Here is a 17,356-nt window from a genome sequence, read left to right as displayed (position 1 = left end):
TGCTTCATTGTCGCTGCACGGTGTGGGCAGATCTCAAACTTGCAGCCAAAGGGGGCGAAATGAATGTGTCTATGAGAAATGAAATTAGCACTACCGTGAGTACCAGTAAAATGAGTACGCTCATTAAAAAAACGCTGAAACAGAAACTCTCGGTACTTGTTCCAGATTGGGACGGTCATGTACTGGATGTACCTGCGTCAGGCGCAGTGTTAACCGGGCCTTGTGCAGTGGTTGCGTTTGCCGAAGAAGTGCCGAAGTCTGCTTGGGCGGGATATCGACGGATCATCAAAATCTCACCATACGCTCGTCCGGAAGATGGAGGCGCTGAACAAGTGGAAGCATGGTCAGCCCTTCTAATCGAAGGGTTACACCAGGTAAGGCTGGTGGATGAAGCAGATGGGGCATTCACCTGTATCTATCTGGGTTCTTCAGATATTGACCGGGTGGATGCCGGGTCTGGTATGCTTACGCGCAGTCTGCGGTTCGGGGTGTATGTTCCCAAAGACTCGGGAGCTGTCCTCGCTGAAACAGGTGACGCGTGGCTAGCTGCGCTTCAAGACTGGACACAGCAAGAGCTTGGCTCGAACTGGTCGGTATATGGTGAGGTCTGGCCTGGAGGATATGAGATGCCATCTGTGTTATGGCGATTGGCCGGATGCAGCACGTCTGTGGCGGGCACTTCGGCATTGGAGGTTCGACAACAGTGGATTGGGCATGTGCTCACCGATCATTCGGTGTTAACACGCCAGACCGTTACTCGGTTGGTAGAGCAACTTGCGGTCCAAGCTCGTCTCGCCGTCAATGAAACGGGTGGCGAAGAGCAGGAAGGTAACACGCGATATATAACAGTGGATGAAGTCACGGCAGATTTACAGGCAGATGCCTATCTGAACGGTCAGATTCGCCTGACGTTGCAACAGCGGATTCGTCGTCCGGGTACGAATGTACCTTTGATTCGTGAGATTCACCATAGCAAAGGCATGGAGTAAACGTTAATTGAGAGGAACCTTCTATTAGAGGTTGTTCAAAAAGCCCGCTTTTGATTACAAAGGATGCCTAACGGCATCATCAGCATCGAATATGGAATTCAGCCGAAAAAGCATATGCTTACGATGATTGTTTCCTTCTGAAACATGTAGTTGCTCACGTAGTTTTGCCTACGCTCTGCTACTCCATTTCTAACTTCATCCCATCTTCTCGGTACTGAAAACCGATCTTTTTGAACGTGCACTTTTAAGAGTGGTTCCAGATTATAGCTTTGAGATGATAGATGTAGCTTCAATATTATAGCTTCATATTCATAGGATCAAAAATTAATAGATCAAGCTTAAAGATCATCGATTCACGAAATTAGTAGTCCAACAAATGAGGTGAGATGGCAATGGCAAACTCAGTGAAAAAAAGCAAACAGACAGCCCCGCGGTATACACGGGCAGAACTGATGAATCATGCAGAAGCCCTCTTTGCCGTTAAGGCAGAGGTGCTGTACGGTGCGCTGTACGAAGCGGCGCAAGAGACGTTTTCCATAGAAGAAACGCAGGAACGAATTAACCAATTTATGAAAGCGAAGGTGAAGGGATAATGGCAGGTGGAACTTGGGAGCAAACGAATCGTCCGGTCCTTCCGGGCTTATATATGAATTTTCAGGCGGCAGCATCCTCGGCCATTCAAGCGGGTACGCGGGGAACGGTCGTTGTGCCAATCAAGGCCAACTGGGGTCCGGTGGGGACTTTTATTGAAGTAGGTAGCGAAGCGGCGATTGAACGCATTTATGCAGCGAATGTGCTGGACAACGGTACGGCTTATACGTCCTTGAAGCTTGCCCTGTTGGGTGGGCCGAAGAAGCTGCTCGCTTATCGGGTAGCAAGTGCTGCGGCCAAAGCAGCTACGCTTACTTTGAAGGACAGCAGTGATGCCAATGTGCTGCAACTGGATGCGAAGTATCCGGGGGATCGTGCGAACGGATTTTACGTCACCATCCAGCCAGGTGTGATTGATAATACGAAACATGAAGTGCGACTTTTTGAAGGTAACCGGATGTTGTATGCCCTCCTGACAGCGGATATTACAGCAGCTTCTCTGGCAAAAGCGATTAACGCGGATGAACAAAATGTCTGGGTAACGGCTCAGGCGATTGGCGATGGTACTGGCGTGGTTGCTACCGTTGCGGGTGCGGCATTCAAAGGCGGCGTAAGTGGCAACGATGACCTGACCAATGCGGAGTACATTGCAGTACAGGGTGCGCTGGAAGGGGAGCAATTCGACGTCTTGGCTTTGGATCAGACGGCAGATGCACCTCTGCTTGCAAGCTTTGCAGCATGGGTGAAACGTGTACGTAGTGAAGGCAAACCGGTGGTGGCTGTATTCGGCGGTTCCGCAGCGGATGATACCTCTGCTACAGCAGCACAAAAAGCGGCAGCACGTTCGCTTGCGCTGAACCATGAAGGTGTGATTAATGTCGGTACAGGCGTGCGCCTTGGGGATGCATTCTACAGCTCGGCAGAAACGTCCGCTTATGTTGCAGGACTGATTGCCGGACAACGTCTGAACCAATCCACAACCTATGCAGCTACTCCGTTCGATGATGTGACACGTCGCTGGACGCGTGCAGAACAGGAACAGGCGGTACAGAATGGCGTATTTATTTTCTTCCATGATGGTCGTCAGGTGAAGGCACTTCGCGGTGTAAACACACTGGTAACGCCAGTCGCTGGACAGAATAATGCGTGGAAAAAAATCCGTTCCATTCGTGTGTTGGACGCCATTAACACGGATTTGCAACGTTCTGCGGAAGATACGTATATCGGTAAAGTGAACAATACCGAAGAGGGTCGTCAGGCACTGATTAGTGCCATGAAGGCCTATTTGGCGCTGCTAGCACAGAGCAATGTGATTGAAGCCGACGGTTATGATGTCATTCTTGACCCGGCGTATTACGGTGCTGCACCAGTTCTCAAACCGGAAGCGGATCAGGTATTCCTGCAATGGAATGTAAAGCTGACGGATGTGATGGAGCAGTTGTTTGGTACATTTTACGTGCAATAAGGTTGTGTGGAAGGGAAGAACTGTTTTTCTAAAATAATTACTATACGTTGAACTGATGGTTTATACGATAACGTAGAGGGCAGAAAAAATCTGAAGAAGCGAAGCGCTCGCCTTTATCCACGGATTTTCCCTTTATGAAAAGGAATCAAAAAAATCTGGGGATAACAGCGATCGGAAGATTGTTCTGACTGCGGAGTTATACCGTGTAATATTTATTAGTTCAACGAACCCAAGGAGGAAAATATATGTTGGATGCGTCAAGAGTAATTCTAGGTACCCATGGTCAGTTGCATATCGATGGTGTGTGGCAGACAAACATTAACAAGTTGGAAGCGAGTGTGGAGATTGAAAAGCGTGAGCTGAACCTGGTCGGTAACGACTGGAAGGTGCACAAAAATGGCGCGAAAAAAGGAACAGGCACGATGACCGGCTACAAAGTCACTTCGGATATGATCCAGCGTGGCTTCACCAAATTCGAGATTATTTCCAAGCTGAACGACCCTGAATCGTATGGACATGAGAGTGTATTGCTGAGAGGTTGCATGGTGGACAAAATTCAGCTTGCCAACTGGACAGCGGGTGAGGAAGTACCGGAAGAAACGGGCTTTACGTTTGAAGGATTTGAATTGCTGAATCCGATTGTGGCGAACTAAGCTTTGAAATAGGCACGTGATTGAGCTGGTTGCTCAATGTGATTGCATAGTTACCTCATAATAATATGGACACCAATGCAGGCCGAGATGATCTCGGTCTCTTTGTTGTCTCTACAGGCTTGGAAGATGGCATAGATGAACCCATTTGTGAAATAAGAAGGAGATAACGTCCAATGAGTATGAATGAAAATATGTCCGAAGAACAGATTTTGGATCAGTTGTTTGAAGCAGCAGAACGTTTGCCAGAGGAGAATGTGCGGATTCAGCGTCTGGATCTGTTGTTGACCTTGCGTGGACTGACGTCTTCCAAAGTGGATCACATTCGCGAACGCTGTACGATTCGTAAAACGACCAAAGGCCGCACCGAGGAAAAGGTGGACACCGAAACGTTTAACGCGCTGCTCATTTCCGAAGCAACGGTGAAATTGAAAGTCCGCAGCCTGGAATTGTCCGGCTGGGGTGACACACGCATTACCGGCCGCATGAAGTTGTCCGGTGGCGAACAGGCAGTACGTCGTATGTTGCTGGCTGGTGAATTGGATGCTGTAGGTGATAAAGTGCTGGAGCTGTCCGGCTTTGGTGTGGAGATTGAAGACCTAAAAAACTGATTCACTCCGGCGGGATGACCACGTTCCTGTATCACATGTGGGTGCGTCATCATCTCCGGCCCGGAGAGTTCTGGTCTTTACCACGCGGGGAGCGCTCGCTGTTAATTGCGTTCTCGGAAGAGGAGATGTCAGCGATAACCTCGCAAATGAATCGATAACGATGTAGGGTAGGAGGTGAAAAAATGGCAGAAATGATTGTAGGTCTATCTAAATCCAATGCGGAAATGCGGACAACCCTTCGATACCTGGATCAGATCCAGCGCTCAACGGAACGTTTGGGCAGAGTTCGTTATCAGAGTCTGATTAAGGTGAACAATGAGCTGAGAACGACCGGACGCAGGTTGGAGCATATTTATAGCATGGCTGTGCGAATCAGCAGGCTGCGAATTACACCGACGATTGGGTTGATTGATAAGCTCAGTCCTGCACTGGATCGCGCATGGGCGAAACTGAATAGTTTCAGGGACCAGATGGTTACGGCTTCCGGAACAGTATCCCTTGAGGTTCGGCAGAAGATCGAAGTGGCGATGGGCAAAGGAGGAGCTTCGGGTCCTACTATGGCTGTCGTGATTCAAAATAACAAAAATATCACTAATGCTACGAAGGAAGAAGATCCTAAGAGTTGGTGGGATAAATGGATTTTTGACCCTGCCGACAAGATTAATAGTTTGTTTGATGTATTTAATAACGTTAAGGGAATATTTGATAAATTCAAAAAGAAAAAAGAAGAAAATCCTGCATCAGATCCAACCAGAAGTCCAGCATCCAAATGCTGCTGTTGCACAGGTGGAAAGATGGGCAAAAACCGTAGAGTTCGTTCACCGAATGCGGATGGTGGTGGATCAGATCGTGGAAGACGAAATTACCGAAGTGGTAGAAGGTCTAGTAATCGTTCGAACCGGGGCCCATCACCAGTACCCAATCCTGTACCTGATACTCCAACTCCTCCGGCCAATCGCAACCGTAACAGGGGAGGCGGTAGAAGAATACGAGGAAGCGGTAGATTAGGATTTGCGGATGGTGGATTGGGATCTTTAACCGACATGCTGGCTGGTAATGGATTGATGGATAATTTAAGTAGTGGCTTTGCCAAAGGGGCAAAAAGGTTGCTTGGACCCATCAGCATGCTTGCTGATGTGGCGAATGTAGCGACAGCACCCCCGGAAGAGCGCGGCCGAGCGGTGGGTTCCATGATTGGCGGCACAGCAGGTACTGCGATTGGTAGCGCCATCGGTAGCGTTCTTTTGCCTGGCATCGGAACATGGGTTGGTGGTGCAGTAGGTGGTTGGGCCGGAAGTGCAGCAGGCGGCTGGATTGGAGACAAAGCGAAGGATATTGGAAACTTTATGTCTAGTGCTACCGAGGGTGTAGGGGATGCTTTGTCGGGTGCAGCCGATTATGTCTCTGAGAAAACAAAAAAAATCACCGATGGCATATCCGGCTTCTTTGGATTTGGTTCTAAAAAAGAAGAAAAGATGGTCTCGGCAGCAACGGTGGCTGCACCTTCTCCAGTTGCAACAGGCACGCAGATGGCACCTGCCTATATGCCACCGGCACTGACCATGACAGGCCCAACGGCTTATATGAACAGCAAAGTCGGTCAGCCTACATCTGCTGGATTCATGGGAACAAGCATGATGCAGAGCCAAGCGATGGCGCTTGGTAACGGTGCGCAGACGAATGGGAAATCGTCCACGATGACGGTACAGATATCTGAAGACCAGATGAGCAGTCTGTCCGGATACTTGAAGGATTTCAAAACCGAAACTACCAATCAGATTGCAGTGAATATCGCGCCAGGTACAGTACAGGTGACGGTGCGTGAGAACGCCATTGATTATGACGCAGTTTCTCACCAGGTGGGGCAACGGATCTCTAACGAGTTCCGCCGTGCGATGCAAAACCGCAAAACAATTATGGCCTAAGCAGAAAGGAGGCCGCAGATATGTCAGTACTTGAAGATAAAGTTGGTCCTAACAAAATGTCATTTACGTTGAAGGACGGCAACACTCCATTTCAATTCCCAGTGAACCCTGAAGAAGTTAATATTTCCAGGTCTAAGGGATATGAAACGGTCAATATGTTGGAGCATGGCGAGTTTGATTTTGCACAAGGGGAGAAGGTGAAGGAGATCACCTTCTCTTCTTTTTTTCCCAAAAGATTTGATCCGTCCTATTGCATGGATGAAAAATCTTTTCTAGATCCACGTGTGGCGATGAATGTGCTGAACACCTTTCTGATCTCCAAAAAGCCGCTGCGCCTCATCATTTCAGAGACGGGCGTGAACGTGCCTGTTTTTATTGTTTCGCTTAATTCGAGCTTTCGTGGGGGGGAGACAGGGGATATTTATTTCGACCTGACCCTACGCACATGGCGGGATTCCAAGGTGGAAAAGGTGGGCTCTGCGGCATCCGGGAGCAAGTCAGGTTCTCGTACCGATTTGAAAAAAACTAGCAAGACCTACACTGTCAAATCTGGTGACTCCCTGTCCAAAATAGCAAAGCTGGAGCTGGGCAGCAGTTCCAAATGGAACGAGATCTACAAGCTTAACGCAAAGATCATCGGGAGTGATCCGAACCGGATCAAGCCCGGACAAAAGCTGGTGATGCCATGACCTACAAGGTCATTGTCGACGACAAATATGACATCACCAAGCTGGTGGAGACGATTACACTGAAGGACTCGCTCGACCAGATTGCTTATCAGGCCAACATCCGGCTGGCAGTGTCTGCGTCTTCCGGACTGCCTTCGATCTCACCGGGTATGGCGGTGCGGATTAGCGGGGTTCCTTTTGGCGAAAAATCTATGGTTCACTTGCTGCATCCTGCGGTCATATGGGAGGTGGAAAGCTCGAACAGCGGCACCAAGCGGCTGTCTCTCACGGTATACGACCGGATGATCTATCTGGAAAAATCGGAGGACGAGTTCCTATTGCCGAAGGATCAGACGGCTACACAGCGGCTTAAAACCTACGCCAAAGAGTGGAAGATTCCATACGCTTCACTGCCGGATACCAAGACAAAGCTGGGCAAAGCCGTGTATCGGTCACAGACGATTTTTTCGATGATCTTTGCTGACCTGAAGGAAACGGCGAAGTCCGGTGGGGACATGTATCATCCACGGATGACACCCGGTGGGCTGCAGCTCTTCAAGGTCGGAAGTAATGCAAAGGTGTATGAACTTGATCGACTAATTGATCTGACCCAGATGCGTACGCTCGAAGGGGCGGTTACCAAAGTTAAAGTGATGGCAGCGTCGGAGTCTGGAAATGGCAAAGAAGTTCCTTCCAAAGTGCTCGCGATTGAGCAGGATAATGTGGAAGAACTGGGTACATTGCAAAAACTGGTCGAGGACGATCAGGTCAAAACAGCAACTGCCGCGAAGAAACTGGCGAAAAGTCATCTGACGGGTATTCAGGAGACCTTTACGATATCCGCACCGGATGTGAATACGATTCGCGCCGGGGATGCAGTGTTGTTGAAAGGACTGAAGCTAATCGTCATGTCGGTCAGCCGTGATCTGTCCGCTGGGCCTGGAACGATGACGTTGGAACTGGGTACAGCTGAGATGGTGAAAAGGAGGTATTACCTTGAATAAAGATGATCCGTATGGGCATTTTGCCGACGTCATGCGGGGCGCGATGAGTACACATTCTCGTCAGGCCGTGAGCGGGCTGGGCGCGGTACTGGGTACGATGACCTCATCCGGCGTGAAGTTGGATGATTTCAAGCACGAAGTGCAAGATTATCTCGTGGCCGAGCTGCCGGGCACGCTTGGACTGCCGGAGCGCGAGGCTGCTGGCGCGATTTCCGGTATCTCTGACGTGGCAAACGGCGGAACGACGGGCACGGGACGGTTTCTTTTGCAAGAAGAGGAAGTGGAAGAAGCGGTGTGGTCTCTTGGTAAAGGATTAAAAGCGGGAGATCGCGTACTGGCGATGCGGGTGAATGGCGGTAACGACATTGTGGTGCTGTGTAAGGTGGTGAGTGCGCATGCCTAGTTTGTTTCCGGAAACGGGTGTGGTCTGGGGAGATGAGGAGGATCTGTCGGGGGCGGCTTCGGATGAGGTACGCTTTGGACGGAGCTGGCGATTCGATTACGATGCAGGGGATTTTGTACTGACCCCAAGTGGTAAAGTCGCTGCGGCTGGTGGGCATGAAGCCTGGGTACAGTGGTGCATTAAGGCCGTGAAAACTCCACGTTACAGACATGTGATCTATTCCCGGAACTATGGTTCGGAGCTGGAGGATCTGGTGGGGCAGGGCGACAGTCGGGGTGTGATGGAAAGTGAGATTACCCGGATGGTAACGGAGACGTTGCTGACTGATCCACGCACGGATTCGGTAGACCAGTTCACGTTTGATTGGAATCGGGAGCAGTGCATGTTCTCGTGCCGGGTGGCGAGTGTACAGGAAGAGATGTTTATTCTGGAAAGTGAGGTGATCTGACGGGATGGCTGAAATTCCGCGTTATTTGGAGGACCAGACGGAGGAACAGATTATGCAGCGCATGCTGGATCGTCTGCCCGCGGATCTGGATAAGTCGGAAGGATCGTTTCTGTGGGATGCGGAGGCTCCGGTTGCGTTTATGCTGTCTGAAGCGGCTTTGTGGGCGCAGGAATTACTTCGGCGAGGGTTTGCGAGTACTGCTGCGAGTAGTGATCCGAATTTTCGTTCGGAAGAGCTGGATCTACGGGCAGGAGAGCACGGCATCACACGGCGGGCTGCGGTGGCGGCACAAGGTTCGGTGAGGTTCATGGGTACGCCGGGGAAAGTGGTGCCTGCTGGAACGGTCGTGGCTACGCTCGCGGATGAAGTATCTGCAGAAGCTTCGCTCGAATATGAGACGGTGGGCCGAGTGGAACTGGATGCAGAGGGCTTTGGGGTGGCAGGCGTGCGAGCGCTTGTTGCTGGAAAAGAGAGCAATGTGCCTGCGGGCACGGTAACTGTGTTGTCTACACCTGTAAGTGGCGTGACTTCTGTCACGAACGTTGAGGTGATTAAAGGCGGTGCAGATATTGAGGCCGATACGGCGCTGCTGGAACGCTTTTATGCCAAAGTGCGCAATCAGGGGACAAGCGGCAACAAATCGCAATATGTACAATGGGCCAGTGAAGTGCCGGGTGTTGGTGCAACGCGTGTGATTCCGTTATGGCAGGGGCCAGGCACGGTGGGATTGTATCTGCTGGATACGGACAAACGTGCTGCGGGTACCGATCTGGTGGCAGCTGTGCAGAAGTATGTCGATCCAACGCAGGATGGACAGGGCGAAGGTGTTGCGCCGGCGGGGCCAGTGGTGTCCGTGATGCCAGCTGAGGAAGTGCCGATGAATATTCAGGTAAAGCTGACGCTCGCAAGTGATGCAACGTTGGCTGATGTGCGAGCATTGATCGAACGCGGGGTGACCGCGTATCTGAAACAGTTGGCTTTTGCCGATCCGCTCGTGCGTTACACCCGTATTGCCGCGATCTTGTTGGATATTCCGCCCATTATCGACTATTCGGAGCTTACCGTGAATGGTGTGAGCGACCAGAATATTGAGATGACCGCGAGTCAGGTAGCCGTACTGGGGACGGTGGATGTGTATGAGTAGTGTTGGGCAGATGGTGGATGAGGAAGTAGTTAGGGAGTTCGGAGAGCAAGGAAGATTGGGAGAAATACGCCAATCTGGGTTGGATTTGGTGAGCGAGACGCTCCATGATGATGTGCAAGGAAGGGAGGGGACAGGGCATGAGTGCTCCTTCTACTGTAGATGTTGGACTGACGAGTGAGAAAGGGCGAGAGCTGTTCTCGTATTTGCCCAGGTATTATGAGACTTCTCGTGTAATGCAAGCCGATATGCAGGCCAAAGGCACTGAGATGGATCTGCTGTACCAGGCGTTGGATGAGACGTTAGAGCAGTTTTTTGTCCGTACAGCGACGTGGGGGCTAGACTTCTGGGAAGAAGAGCTTGGCATTGAGACGGATCGTCTCAAACCTGTGGAACAGAGGCGTGCCGTAGTGGAGTCGAAGCTGCGTGGTGCCGGAAAGTTTTCGGGGAGACTGGTTGCAAATGTGGCTGAGGCGTATGCAGGGGGCAAAGTGGATGTAACTTTTCAGCCGGAAGCATGGAGTTTTACGGTGAGCTTTGTGGATACGATGGGCATCCCGCCCAATATCGATGATCTCAAACGGGCGATTGAAGAACTGAAACCGGCTCATATGGCCGTGGAATATGAGTATCGCTATCTGATCTGGGACGATTTGGACAAGAAGCAGAAGACATGGGATGAACTCGACGCCGCGTCACTGACGTGGAATGAACTGGAGGTGTGGGCGTAATGCCACAGGAAACAGATCGACTAAAATTACCTCTTCCCTTGGGGAATGAGAATGTGACTCGGGAGAGTATTAACGGGATTTTTGAAAAGATTGACGCAGGTGTGGCGACACATGATGAAGTCGAAGTTTTACGCCAATTGATGAGTGAGATGGATATCCCGGATGCATCCCTTACGGTAAAAGGTAAGGTTCAACTATCCGATGCAATTAATGATACTTCGACAGATAAAGCCGCCACACCAAATGCAATTAAGCAAGCTTATGATTTGGCAAATGAGAAACAAAACGCTATTAAGCTTGTCAATAACTTTGCTACACCTGAGGCAGCAATTACATTATACCCTGAGGGGATATCTGTATTTTATGTTGGTGGAGGTGCAGGTGGGCAAGGGTTGGCTTGGAAGACAGCAACGGGGGCAAACGAATCTTTTGGGTATGTCGAAACTGTAAAGGTAGGCACAGGGGGCTATCAGACATATACAGAGATGTATTCTGGCACCGATCCGGCTAATCAGACTAACAACAAGCATTACAAGCGTAACAAACGTGACAGCAACATATCATGGCAACCGTTCGAACGAGTTCTTGATGTGGATGACTACAACGCAATAGTAGCTTATGTGGATGAATCTAACCTATGGGGGGCGTTATAGATGAAGGGAACACCAGTCGTAGCATTCGCCGGGGGACTAACCACTAGTTTAACCACCGTCTATACAGGCAAGGTAGGCAAGGTCTTCACTATCAAGTCAATCATTGTATCCAATAATAATAGCGGTCCGATGAAGTTCACCATTTACAGTGGAAATTACCCTATCACTTGGGCTGCTACTATCCCCGGTTCTGGTTCTTTAGTAATTCCGGTAGTTGACCAAGTTGTTTTGCCTGGAGAAACAATACAAGTGAGATGCGACAGCGGATTGGTGAATAATGTAACCATGCGTATAAGCGGAATCGAAACAGACGGATTATTGAGCGGTTTGGGGTTGAGGGTTTCGAGACAATTCACAAACAACACGTACAAAGTTTTTTCAAGTCCAGGAAAAAAGAGAATCCTTAAATCTATGGTCATTTGTAATTTGTCCGGGGAAACACCGGAAGTGCGGATTATGGTCGGAGATTATTCGAGCGGATACACCTTCAACAATGACCTGGCAACGTTCTATAAAATCTTGCCGTATCAAACAATCATTGTTCCGTTCATGGATGCAGTAATTGATAGTAACGAGACGTTAATCGTTACACAAGTAGCATCTAATCAACAACTTGTGGTCCATGTTGTAACAAAGGATGTGTAATAATGCCGACACTTGATAGTTACTCATTGAATAATTATAGGTTGGATGGTCCAGATAAGGGAAGGAAGTTTGCTTCAGGGTTTGGATATAACTTAGGTAATAAAAGATTTCTTTACTCAGATGGAACTGCATTTACCTGCGGATATATAAGTGTTACCAATCTGGATTTTTTACCATCGCAAATCATTATCACTTTTCATGATGATGAGGATTTTATATTGGGTTATAATTCCAAAAGAATAGATAACGGCTATCCTGTGTACAACGGGTATAGATGGACAAGCACAGGAACAATGTGGGTTGATTTCCGAGTAGAGGACAAAAGCGCTGGCAGAACTTATATCACAAACGGTGGATTTCAGGTACCGTTGCCATATTTTGAATTGACATCAAGTCCATTTTATTGGAGGGCATACGAATAATGAATATTGGGATTAGAATTATATACGATCAAGACGGTGAGATCATCTATCGAGCTGGTGAAATACAAGGTGATGTACTTCCGAGGAAGGAAATCACTGAACTACATTACATCGATTTGGAGTATGGGGCAATCGATTATCACACTCATCGAATTGTCAGTATCGATCCTGCTACGAAACAACCAGTTTTAGAGGAGCTTCCCATTGTCGAAACACCAGAACAGCAGAAAATAAAAGAATTGGAAGAACAGATTTTGTTGTTAGCCAATGAAAATACAGGAGGGATCTTGTGATGGTAAATGAAGTTGTGGTACGTATTGCAGCAGAAAGAATCTTGAATAAAGGACTTAATCCAAAGACCAGCCAAGTATACCTGCTTGATGACATCACCAATGACGACTACCGTCAAGCCGTTGAGAATTACATTTTGTCAAAAACCGAAGGAGTTTAACAAGCGTACCTACGTGGTGCGCTATTTTTATGCCCTGTGGAGCAGCTGGTATTTAAAAACCAAAGTGAGGTGAAACCATGGAACGATGGGACACCCTATGGAAATGGGGAATTGCACTCATGAGCAGCTCAGTAACCTACTTCTTCGGAGGTTGGTCAGGCGTACTCGGCGTATTGCTTGTGTTCGTCATCCTCGACTACCTAACCGGCATCGCGGCGGCGGGCATGAGTGGCAAGTTAGAGAGTAATGTTGGGATGTTTGGCATCGCACGAAAGGTATTTATATTTGCAATGGTATCGGTGGCTCATCTGGTGGACGGTGTTCTGGGAGACGGACATTTGTTCAGAGATGCGGTCGCCTTTTTTTATATCGCAAATGAGTTGTTGTCCATTATCGAAAACGGAGGGAAGTTGGGCGCACCCATTCCGCCAGTAATTCGGCAAGCCATTGAAGTGCTTAAGGGAAAAGGGGGATCCGGGGGGATCTCAGGTGACTATACTCCTGATTCCAGAGAATCTTTTGTACAGTCAGATCATGAGGGCGTTGATCAACAGATTAGAGATGAAACGAAGTAAAGGCTCAGCATTCATTCCAAATTGTCCTGTGGCAAGATATAGAGCACTACAGAGTCGGAAGTCTGCACCATTAGTCTACAAGTAGTGAAAGAGACGGAATCGATTCTGAAGAAGCGGAGCGGTCGCCTTTGTCTCTAAATTTTAACCATTAGAATAATAAATCATAAAAATTTGGAGACAACAGCGATCATAAGAACGATCCGTATCTGGAACGGTCGCGTACCGGTTTGATATTTTTTCCTAAGATGATAGATACTCATTGAACATAGCTATTACCATCAACAAGGGACACGCACACAAGCAACTCCTAGCTCAACCGCATTAACTATATACAAACGGCAATTTGCCGCATAAAGGGTGTGAGAAACATGCAAACGAGAAGTTCGGGCAACACACAGGGCATTGACGTCTCCCGATACCAGGGCAATATTGACTGGGCCAAAGTGAAGGCGAGTGGCATGACATTTGTGTTCATCAAGGCAACTGAGGGACAGACATATACCGATCCGAATTATCAGAAAAATGTAACCGGTGCACTTGCAGCGGGCATGCTGGTCGGAACATATCACTTCTTCCGCGCGACATCTACCGATGGTGCCAAGGCAGAAGCGGCGCATTATGCTAATACACTTAACAAAGTTGGAGGCGCCAAGGCACTACAGCTGCCACCCGTCATGGACTACGAGAACAATCCCGGCAACCTGAGCAAAGCACAGATGAATACAGTTGCCAAAGCTTTTTTGACCGAATTACAACGTCTGACAGGTGTAAAACCGATCATATACACGGGCAATTCATTTGCCGGGAATTTTGACACATCACTCAGCTCATACGATCTGTGGATCGCGCGTTACAGCAACACTCGTGTACCGGACGACCAGCCGGCATGGAAGCGTTGGACGTTCTGGCAGTATACGGATTCAGGCAAGGTGAATGGCATTAGTGGCAACGTGGATATGAATGAATTCGAGGGAACAGCGGCACAACTCAGAGCAAGATACGCAGCAGCCACTCCAAAACCACCGGAGCCATCCAATCCAACGAATCCAAGTCATCCGAATCCACCAACCGTACCACCGAAAGGGGGCGAACCGATGACAGCCGAAGAGAAAGCAGCGTTTGATGCGCTCAAATCCCAGGTCGATAAACTGCAGGCGCGTCAGCAAATGGAAGTTCCAGTATGGGCAAAGGCAGCTGTGGATGCAGCTCTGGCATATGACACCAAAAATCCATTGTTCAGCATCGATAATGGGGCGAGTTATGATTTTTACCGTTTTATTACCGTGATGCATCGCAGAGGTTTGTTTAAAAAGTGAGCTGATTCTTAGCAAAGTAGAATGTTGATTTTATATAAATGTGGATTGAGTGGAGAAGGAACACGAGACGCTTTTTGTCGAACTGTGTTCCTTTTTTGTGTTTTGTGTAAGTAATATTAACGCATATAATAAAGTTGAAGACTTATGTCTGTAAATCTCTTGTCTAATTGATTAATGTGATGTAAAGTAAGTTACACGAAATTGTTTTTCACCACAGTTTATTTACACAATCCTCCTCATCATGACAAAACCATAACATACGTAGTTATTGTAATGTCTCCCTGCTGTACAATCCAACATCTCAAGATGACTCGTTCATACGTTTTACACATCCAATCTACAAGATAAATCCACCATCATAAACAACTTACACATCTAAACAACCTAGCCTATGTTGAGTTTCTTTCGTCCTTATTGCAAACGATACCTAGTCCAGCTCCCACACTTCATGCTCCAAGTCGACACGCTCAAGGAACAGACGTTATTGGTACCCAGCAGCGTAGTATCCATATGCCTATTTATATATTGAATCCACTGACTTGAACTTGCTCTTACGAGTCCGTAACCATTCGCTGTTACTTATTGACCTTAGTTCAAATAAATCGCAACAATCTCATTCACTTGCATAGATTCATCTCACAAGATACTTCTTTCGTTGTACGATTTCTTTTTCTATAAAAGAAATCGTACATATCCGTAATCCATGTGCATGATGATCTGACTTTACTTATATCCATTATTCTGTCTCCATGCTGTTTTTAAATTTTATATTTTTGCCTTACTTTTCCCGGAACTTTAATTCAGGTATCACAGGCACCTAAAGCCTTTCATTGATACAAGCAAGCACCGAACCAATGGCTATCATTGAAGTTTTTTCATGCCAGCATCACACACATTATGAGACAGGGAAGGGTGTTGTACGTATGCGAATGAGAAAGAAATGGATGTCCGGTTTTTTGACTCTGGCTTTGAGCACCGTTTTGGTGTTGTCAGGCTGCTCTAGCAATGAGGGGGCTGGGAATTCGCCTGCTCCGGCGGAGGGCAGCGAGCCACCAGCCGAAGTGACGGAAGCACAGGATACGATGATTATGGGCCGTGGTGGGGATTCCGTAGCACTGGACCCGGCGATTGTAACCGATGGGGAGTCGCTGAAGATTGGGCATCAGGTGTTTGATTCATTGCTGGACTACAAGGAAGGTGGAACAGAGGTCGTTCCTGGACTAGCAGAGAGCTGGGAGATTTCGGCGGATGGACTCAAGTATGTGTTTAAGCTGAAGTCCGGTGTGAAATTCCATGATGGAACTGATTTCAACGCAGAGGCTGTTGTGTTCAATTTTAACCGCTGGGGTGATCCGGCTAGTGAATATAAATTCGAAGGAGATTCCTTCGATTATTACGACTCCATGTTTGGTCCAGAGGACGGACGTGTGATCAAGGAAGTGACGGCGACGGACGAGACTACGGTGGAGTTCACATTGAACCAACCACAAGCGCCTTTCCTGCAAAATATTGCGATGACGCCATTTGGCATTGCCAGCCCAACGGCGATTCAGGAGAAAAAAGAAAACTTCAAGAGCGAGCCTGTGGGCACCGGCCCATTTGTATTCAAAGAGTGGAAGCGTAACGACTCCATCACCCTGGAGAAAAACGCGGATTATTGGAAAGAAGGACTGCCAAAGCTGAACAAGGTGATCGTGCGTTCGATTCCGGATAACACGGCTCGTTTCAATGCCCTGCAAAACGGCGAGATTGATGTCATGGAAGATCTGAACCCGGACGATCTGTCCATCCTTGAAGGCAACAGCGAGTTGCAGAAGATCGAGCGTCCACCGTTCAATGTGGCGTATATCGGCTTTAACTTCAAGAAGAAACCATTTGATAATGTCAAAGTCAGACAAGCCCTCAACCATGCGGTGAACAAGCAGGCCCTCATTGATGCGTTCTTTGCTGGACAAGCTGAGCCTGCCGTGAACCCAATGCCGCCAACGCTGTGGGGATACAACGATACCATTGAGGATTACCCATATGATCTGGAAAAAGCAAAAGCTCTACTCGCCGAAGCTGGATTCCCTGACGGATTGCCTGATCCGGTAACCTTCTATGCAATGCCGGTATCCCGCCCGTATATGCCTGATGGCAAGAAGGTAGCGGAAGCGATCCAGGCTGATTTTGAGAAAATTGGTGTGACTACAAACATCGAATCCCCGGAATGGGCGACGTATCTGGATGATGCCAAGGCCGGGGAGAAAGATGATATCTACATGCTCGGCTGGACAGGTGACAACGGGGATCCGGATAACTTCCTGTACACTTTGCTGGACAAAGACGCCATTCCGGGCAATAACCGCAGCTTCTATGTCAACGAAGAGTTGCATGTGTTGCTGACCGATGCGCAGAAAGAAACAGATCAGGAGAAACGTGCCGAGCTTTACAAACAAGCGCAGGCAATTATCAAGGAAGACGCACCGTGGATTCCACTTGTGCATACCACCCCAATTCTGGCGGGTAAATCGAACCTGAAAGGTTTTGTACCATCTCCGCTGGGTAGTGAATCCTATGCCGGGGCCTACTTCGAATAGCGTAGAGGGAAGTTGAATCTGAATATGCATCTAACGCATTAACCATTCTTTCTATCAAAGCGCTGGTGAGACGAAATGCTTGGCAGAAC

General features: G+C 48.4%; 20 protein-coding genes. All 20 read left to right on the top strand.

All coding sequences use genetic code 11. The features are described from left to right. The first annotated feature begins 65 nt into the window (after positions 1-65). A complete protein-coding gene (locus BLS69_RS17590; protein ID WP_143023590.1) occupies positions 66-989 on the top strand; it encodes a hypothetical protein in 924 nt (307 codons plus the stop codon). A gap of 392 nt (positions 990-1,381) precedes the next feature. Continuing rightward, entirely contained in the window at positions 1,382-1,582 is a 201-nt protein-coding gene (locus BLS69_RS17585; protein WP_091033924.1) for a YqzN/YkzM domain-containing protein, read from the top strand. Then, positions 1,582-3,045: a phage tail sheath subtilisin-like domain-containing protein gene (locus BLS69_RS17580; RefSeq protein WP_091033922.1), complete on the top strand. Its 1,464-nt coding sequence runs from the start codon at positions 1,582-1,584 to the stop codon at positions 3,043-3,045. The genes BLS69_RS17585 and BLS69_RS17580 overlap by 1 nt, the downstream gene beginning before the upstream one ends. A gap of 245 nt (positions 3,046-3,290) precedes the next feature. Continuing rightward, on the top strand, positions 3,291-3,698 hold the full coding sequence (locus BLS69_RS17575; protein WP_036611426.1) for a phage tail tube protein: 408 nt from the start codon (positions 3,291-3,293) through the stop codon (positions 3,696-3,698). A gap of 173 nt (positions 3,699-3,871) precedes the next feature. Continuing rightward, the gene (locus BLS69_RS17570) at positions 3,872-4,306 is read left to right on the top strand and encodes a phage tail assembly chaperone (protein ID WP_017690174.1); all 435 of its coding nucleotides are present in this window, start codon (positions 3,872-3,874) and stop codon (positions 4,304-4,306) included. 182 nt (positions 4,307-4,488) lie between these two features. Further along, complete coding sequence (locus tag BLS69_RS17565; protein WP_091033919.1) at positions 4,489-6,231, top strand: hypothetical protein; 1,743 nt, start codon at positions 4,489-4,491, stop codon at positions 6,229-6,231. 56 nt (positions 6,232-6,287) lie between these two features. Further along, positions 6,288-6,920, top strand: coding sequence for a LysM peptidoglycan-binding domain-containing protein (locus BLS69_RS17560; RefSeq protein WP_091035116.1), 633 nt, complete (start codon positions 6,288-6,290; stop codon positions 6,918-6,920). Then, a complete protein-coding gene (locus BLS69_RS17555; RefSeq protein WP_091033917.1) occupies positions 6,917-7,903 on the top strand; it encodes an XkdQ/YqbQ family protein in 987 nt (328 codons plus the stop codon). Before BLS69_RS17560 ends, BLS69_RS17555 begins: the two co-directional genes overlap by 4 nt. After that, positions 7,896-8,306, top strand: a complete 411-nt coding sequence (locus BLS69_RS17550; protein WP_076331924.1) for a hypothetical protein — start codon at positions 7,896-7,898, stop codon at positions 8,304-8,306. Before BLS69_RS17555 ends, BLS69_RS17550 begins: the two co-directional genes overlap by 8 nt. After that, a complete protein-coding gene (locus BLS69_RS17545) occupies positions 8,299-8,754 on the top strand; it encodes a DUF2634 domain-containing protein (RefSeq protein ID WP_091033914.1) in 456 nt (151 codons plus the stop codon). The genes BLS69_RS17550 and BLS69_RS17545 overlap by 8 nt, the downstream gene beginning before the upstream one ends. Positions 8,755-8,758: 4 nt before the next feature. Continuing rightward, positions 8,759-9,898 (top strand): baseplate J/gp47 family protein, encoded by a 1,140-nt coding sequence (locus tag BLS69_RS17540; protein WP_091033911.1) that lies wholly within the window; start codon positions 8,759-8,761, stop codon positions 9,896-9,898. Positions 9,899-10,035: 137 nt separating this feature from the next. Next, the gene (locus BLS69_RS17535; protein WP_091033908.1) at positions 10,036-10,626 is read left to right on the top strand and encodes a YmfQ family protein; all 591 of its coding nucleotides are present in this window, start codon (positions 10,036-10,038) and stop codon (positions 10,624-10,626) included. Next, positions 10,626-11,279 (top strand): phage tail protein, encoded by a 654-nt coding sequence (locus tag BLS69_RS17530; RefSeq protein WP_091033906.1) that lies wholly within the window; start codon positions 10,626-10,628, stop codon positions 11,277-11,279. The genes BLS69_RS17535 and BLS69_RS17530 overlap by 1 nt, the downstream gene beginning before the upstream one ends. Next, a complete protein-coding gene (locus BLS69_RS17525) occupies positions 11,280-11,924 on the top strand; it encodes a hypothetical protein (protein ID WP_091033903.1) in 645 nt (214 codons plus the stop codon). It abuts the gene before it with no gap. A gap of 2 nt (positions 11,925-11,926) precedes the next feature. Continuing rightward, positions 11,927-12,346, top strand: a complete 420-nt coding sequence (locus BLS69_RS17520) for a hypothetical protein (RefSeq protein WP_091033901.1) — start codon at positions 11,927-11,929, stop codon at positions 12,344-12,346. After that, positions 12,346-12,639: a hypothetical protein gene (locus tag BLS69_RS17515; protein ID WP_091033898.1), complete on the top strand. Its 294-nt coding sequence runs from the start codon at positions 12,346-12,348 to the stop codon at positions 12,637-12,639. The genes BLS69_RS17520 and BLS69_RS17515 overlap by 1 nt, the downstream gene beginning before the upstream one ends. Then, the gene (locus BLS69_RS32180; RefSeq protein ID WP_091033896.1) at positions 12,639-12,797 is read left to right on the top strand and encodes a hypothetical protein; all 159 of its coding nucleotides are present in this window, start codon (positions 12,639-12,641) and stop codon (positions 12,795-12,797) included. Before BLS69_RS17515 ends, BLS69_RS32180 begins: the two co-directional genes overlap by 1 nt. 77 nt (positions 12,798-12,874) lie before the next feature. Further along, complete coding sequence (locus BLS69_RS17505) at positions 12,875-13,372, top strand: phage holin family protein (protein ID WP_091033894.1); 498 nt, start codon at positions 12,875-12,877, stop codon at positions 13,370-13,372. A 368-nt stretch (positions 13,373-13,740) separates the two neighbouring features. Continuing rightward, a complete protein-coding gene (locus BLS69_RS17500) occupies positions 13,741-14,688 on the top strand; it encodes a glycoside hydrolase family 25 protein (RefSeq protein WP_091033892.1) in 948 nt (315 codons plus the stop codon). A gap of 929 nt (positions 14,689-15,617) precedes the next feature. After that, the gene (locus BLS69_RS17495; protein WP_091035113.1) at positions 15,618-17,267 is read left to right on the top strand and encodes an ABC transporter substrate-binding protein; all 1,650 of its coding nucleotides are present in this window, start codon (positions 15,618-15,620) and stop codon (positions 17,265-17,267) included. Positions 17,268-17,356: the final 89 nt, after the last annotated feature.

Origin of the sequence: Paenibacillus sp. CF095 (assembly GCF_900101225.1) — a bacterium.
Lineage (GTDB): Bacteria > Bacillota > Bacilli > Paenibacillales > Paenibacillaceae > Paenibacillus.
Note: the sequence above shows the minus strand (reverse complement) of the source record. Positions and strands in the feature narration are given on the sequence as shown.

Excerpts from the sequence above, each read along its gene's own strand:
- BLS69_RS17545 (WP_091033914.1), top strand. The coding sequence starts at position 8,299 with ATGCCTAGTTTGTTTCCGGAAACGGGTGTGGTCTGGGGAGATGAGGAG.
- BLS69_RS17505 (WP_091033894.1), top strand. The coding sequence starts at position 12,875 with ATGGAACGATGGGACACCCTATGGAAATGGGGAATTGCACTCATGAGC.
- BLS69_RS17585 (WP_091033924.1), top strand. The coding sequence starts at position 1,382 with ATGGCAAACTCAGTGAAAAAAAGCAAACAGACAGCCCCGCGGTATACA.
- BLS69_RS17520 (WP_091033901.1), top strand. The coding sequence starts at position 11,927 with ATGCCGACACTTGATAGTTACTCATTGAATAATTATAGGTTGGATGGT.
- BLS69_RS17535 (WP_091033908.1), top strand. The coding sequence starts at position 10,036 with ATGAGTGCTCCTTCTACTGTAGATGTTGGACTGACGAGTGAGAAAGGG.
- BLS69_RS17495 (WP_091035113.1), top strand. The coding sequence starts at position 15,618 with ATGAGAAAGAAATGGATGTCCGGTTTTTTGACTCTGGCTTTGAGCACC.
- BLS69_RS17515 (WP_091033898.1), top strand. The coding sequence starts at position 12,346 with ATGAATATTGGGATTAGAATTATATACGATCAAGACGGTGAGATCATC.
- BLS69_RS17530 (WP_091033906.1), top strand. The coding sequence starts at position 10,626 with ATGCCACAGGAAACAGATCGACTAAAATTACCTCTTCCCTTGGGGAAT.
- BLS69_RS32180 (WP_091033896.1), top strand. The coding sequence starts at position 12,639 with ATGGTAAATGAAGTTGTGGTACGTATTGCAGCAGAAAGAATCTTGAAT.
- BLS69_RS17540 (WP_091033911.1), top strand. The coding sequence starts at position 8,759 with ATGGCTGAAATTCCGCGTTATTTGGAGGACCAGACGGAGGAACAGATT.
- BLS69_RS17575 (WP_036611426.1), top strand. The coding sequence starts at position 3,291 with ATGTTGGATGCGTCAAGAGTAATTCTAGGTACCCATGGTCAGTTGCAT.
- BLS69_RS17500 (WP_091033892.1), top strand. The coding sequence starts at position 13,741 with ATGCAAACGAGAAGTTCGGGCAACACACAGGGCATTGACGTCTCCCGA.
- BLS69_RS17560 (WP_091035116.1), top strand. The coding sequence starts at position 6,288 with ATGTCATTTACGTTGAAGGACGGCAACACTCCATTTCAATTCCCAGTG.
- BLS69_RS17580 (WP_091033922.1), top strand. The coding sequence starts at position 1,582 with ATGGCAGGTGGAACTTGGGAGCAAACGAATCGTCCGGTCCTTCCGGGC.
- BLS69_RS17565 (WP_091033919.1), top strand. The coding sequence starts at position 4,489 with ATGGCAGAAATGATTGTAGGTCTATCTAAATCCAATGCGGAAATGCGG.
- BLS69_RS17555 (WP_091033917.1), top strand. The coding sequence starts at position 6,917 with ATGACCTACAAGGTCATTGTCGACGACAAATATGACATCACCAAGCTG.
- BLS69_RS17525 (WP_091033903.1), top strand. The coding sequence starts at position 11,280 with ATGAAGGGAACACCAGTCGTAGCATTCGCCGGGGGACTAACCACTAGT.
- BLS69_RS17570 (WP_017690174.1), top strand. The coding sequence starts at position 3,872 with ATGAGTATGAATGAAAATATGTCCGAAGAACAGATTTTGGATCAGTTG.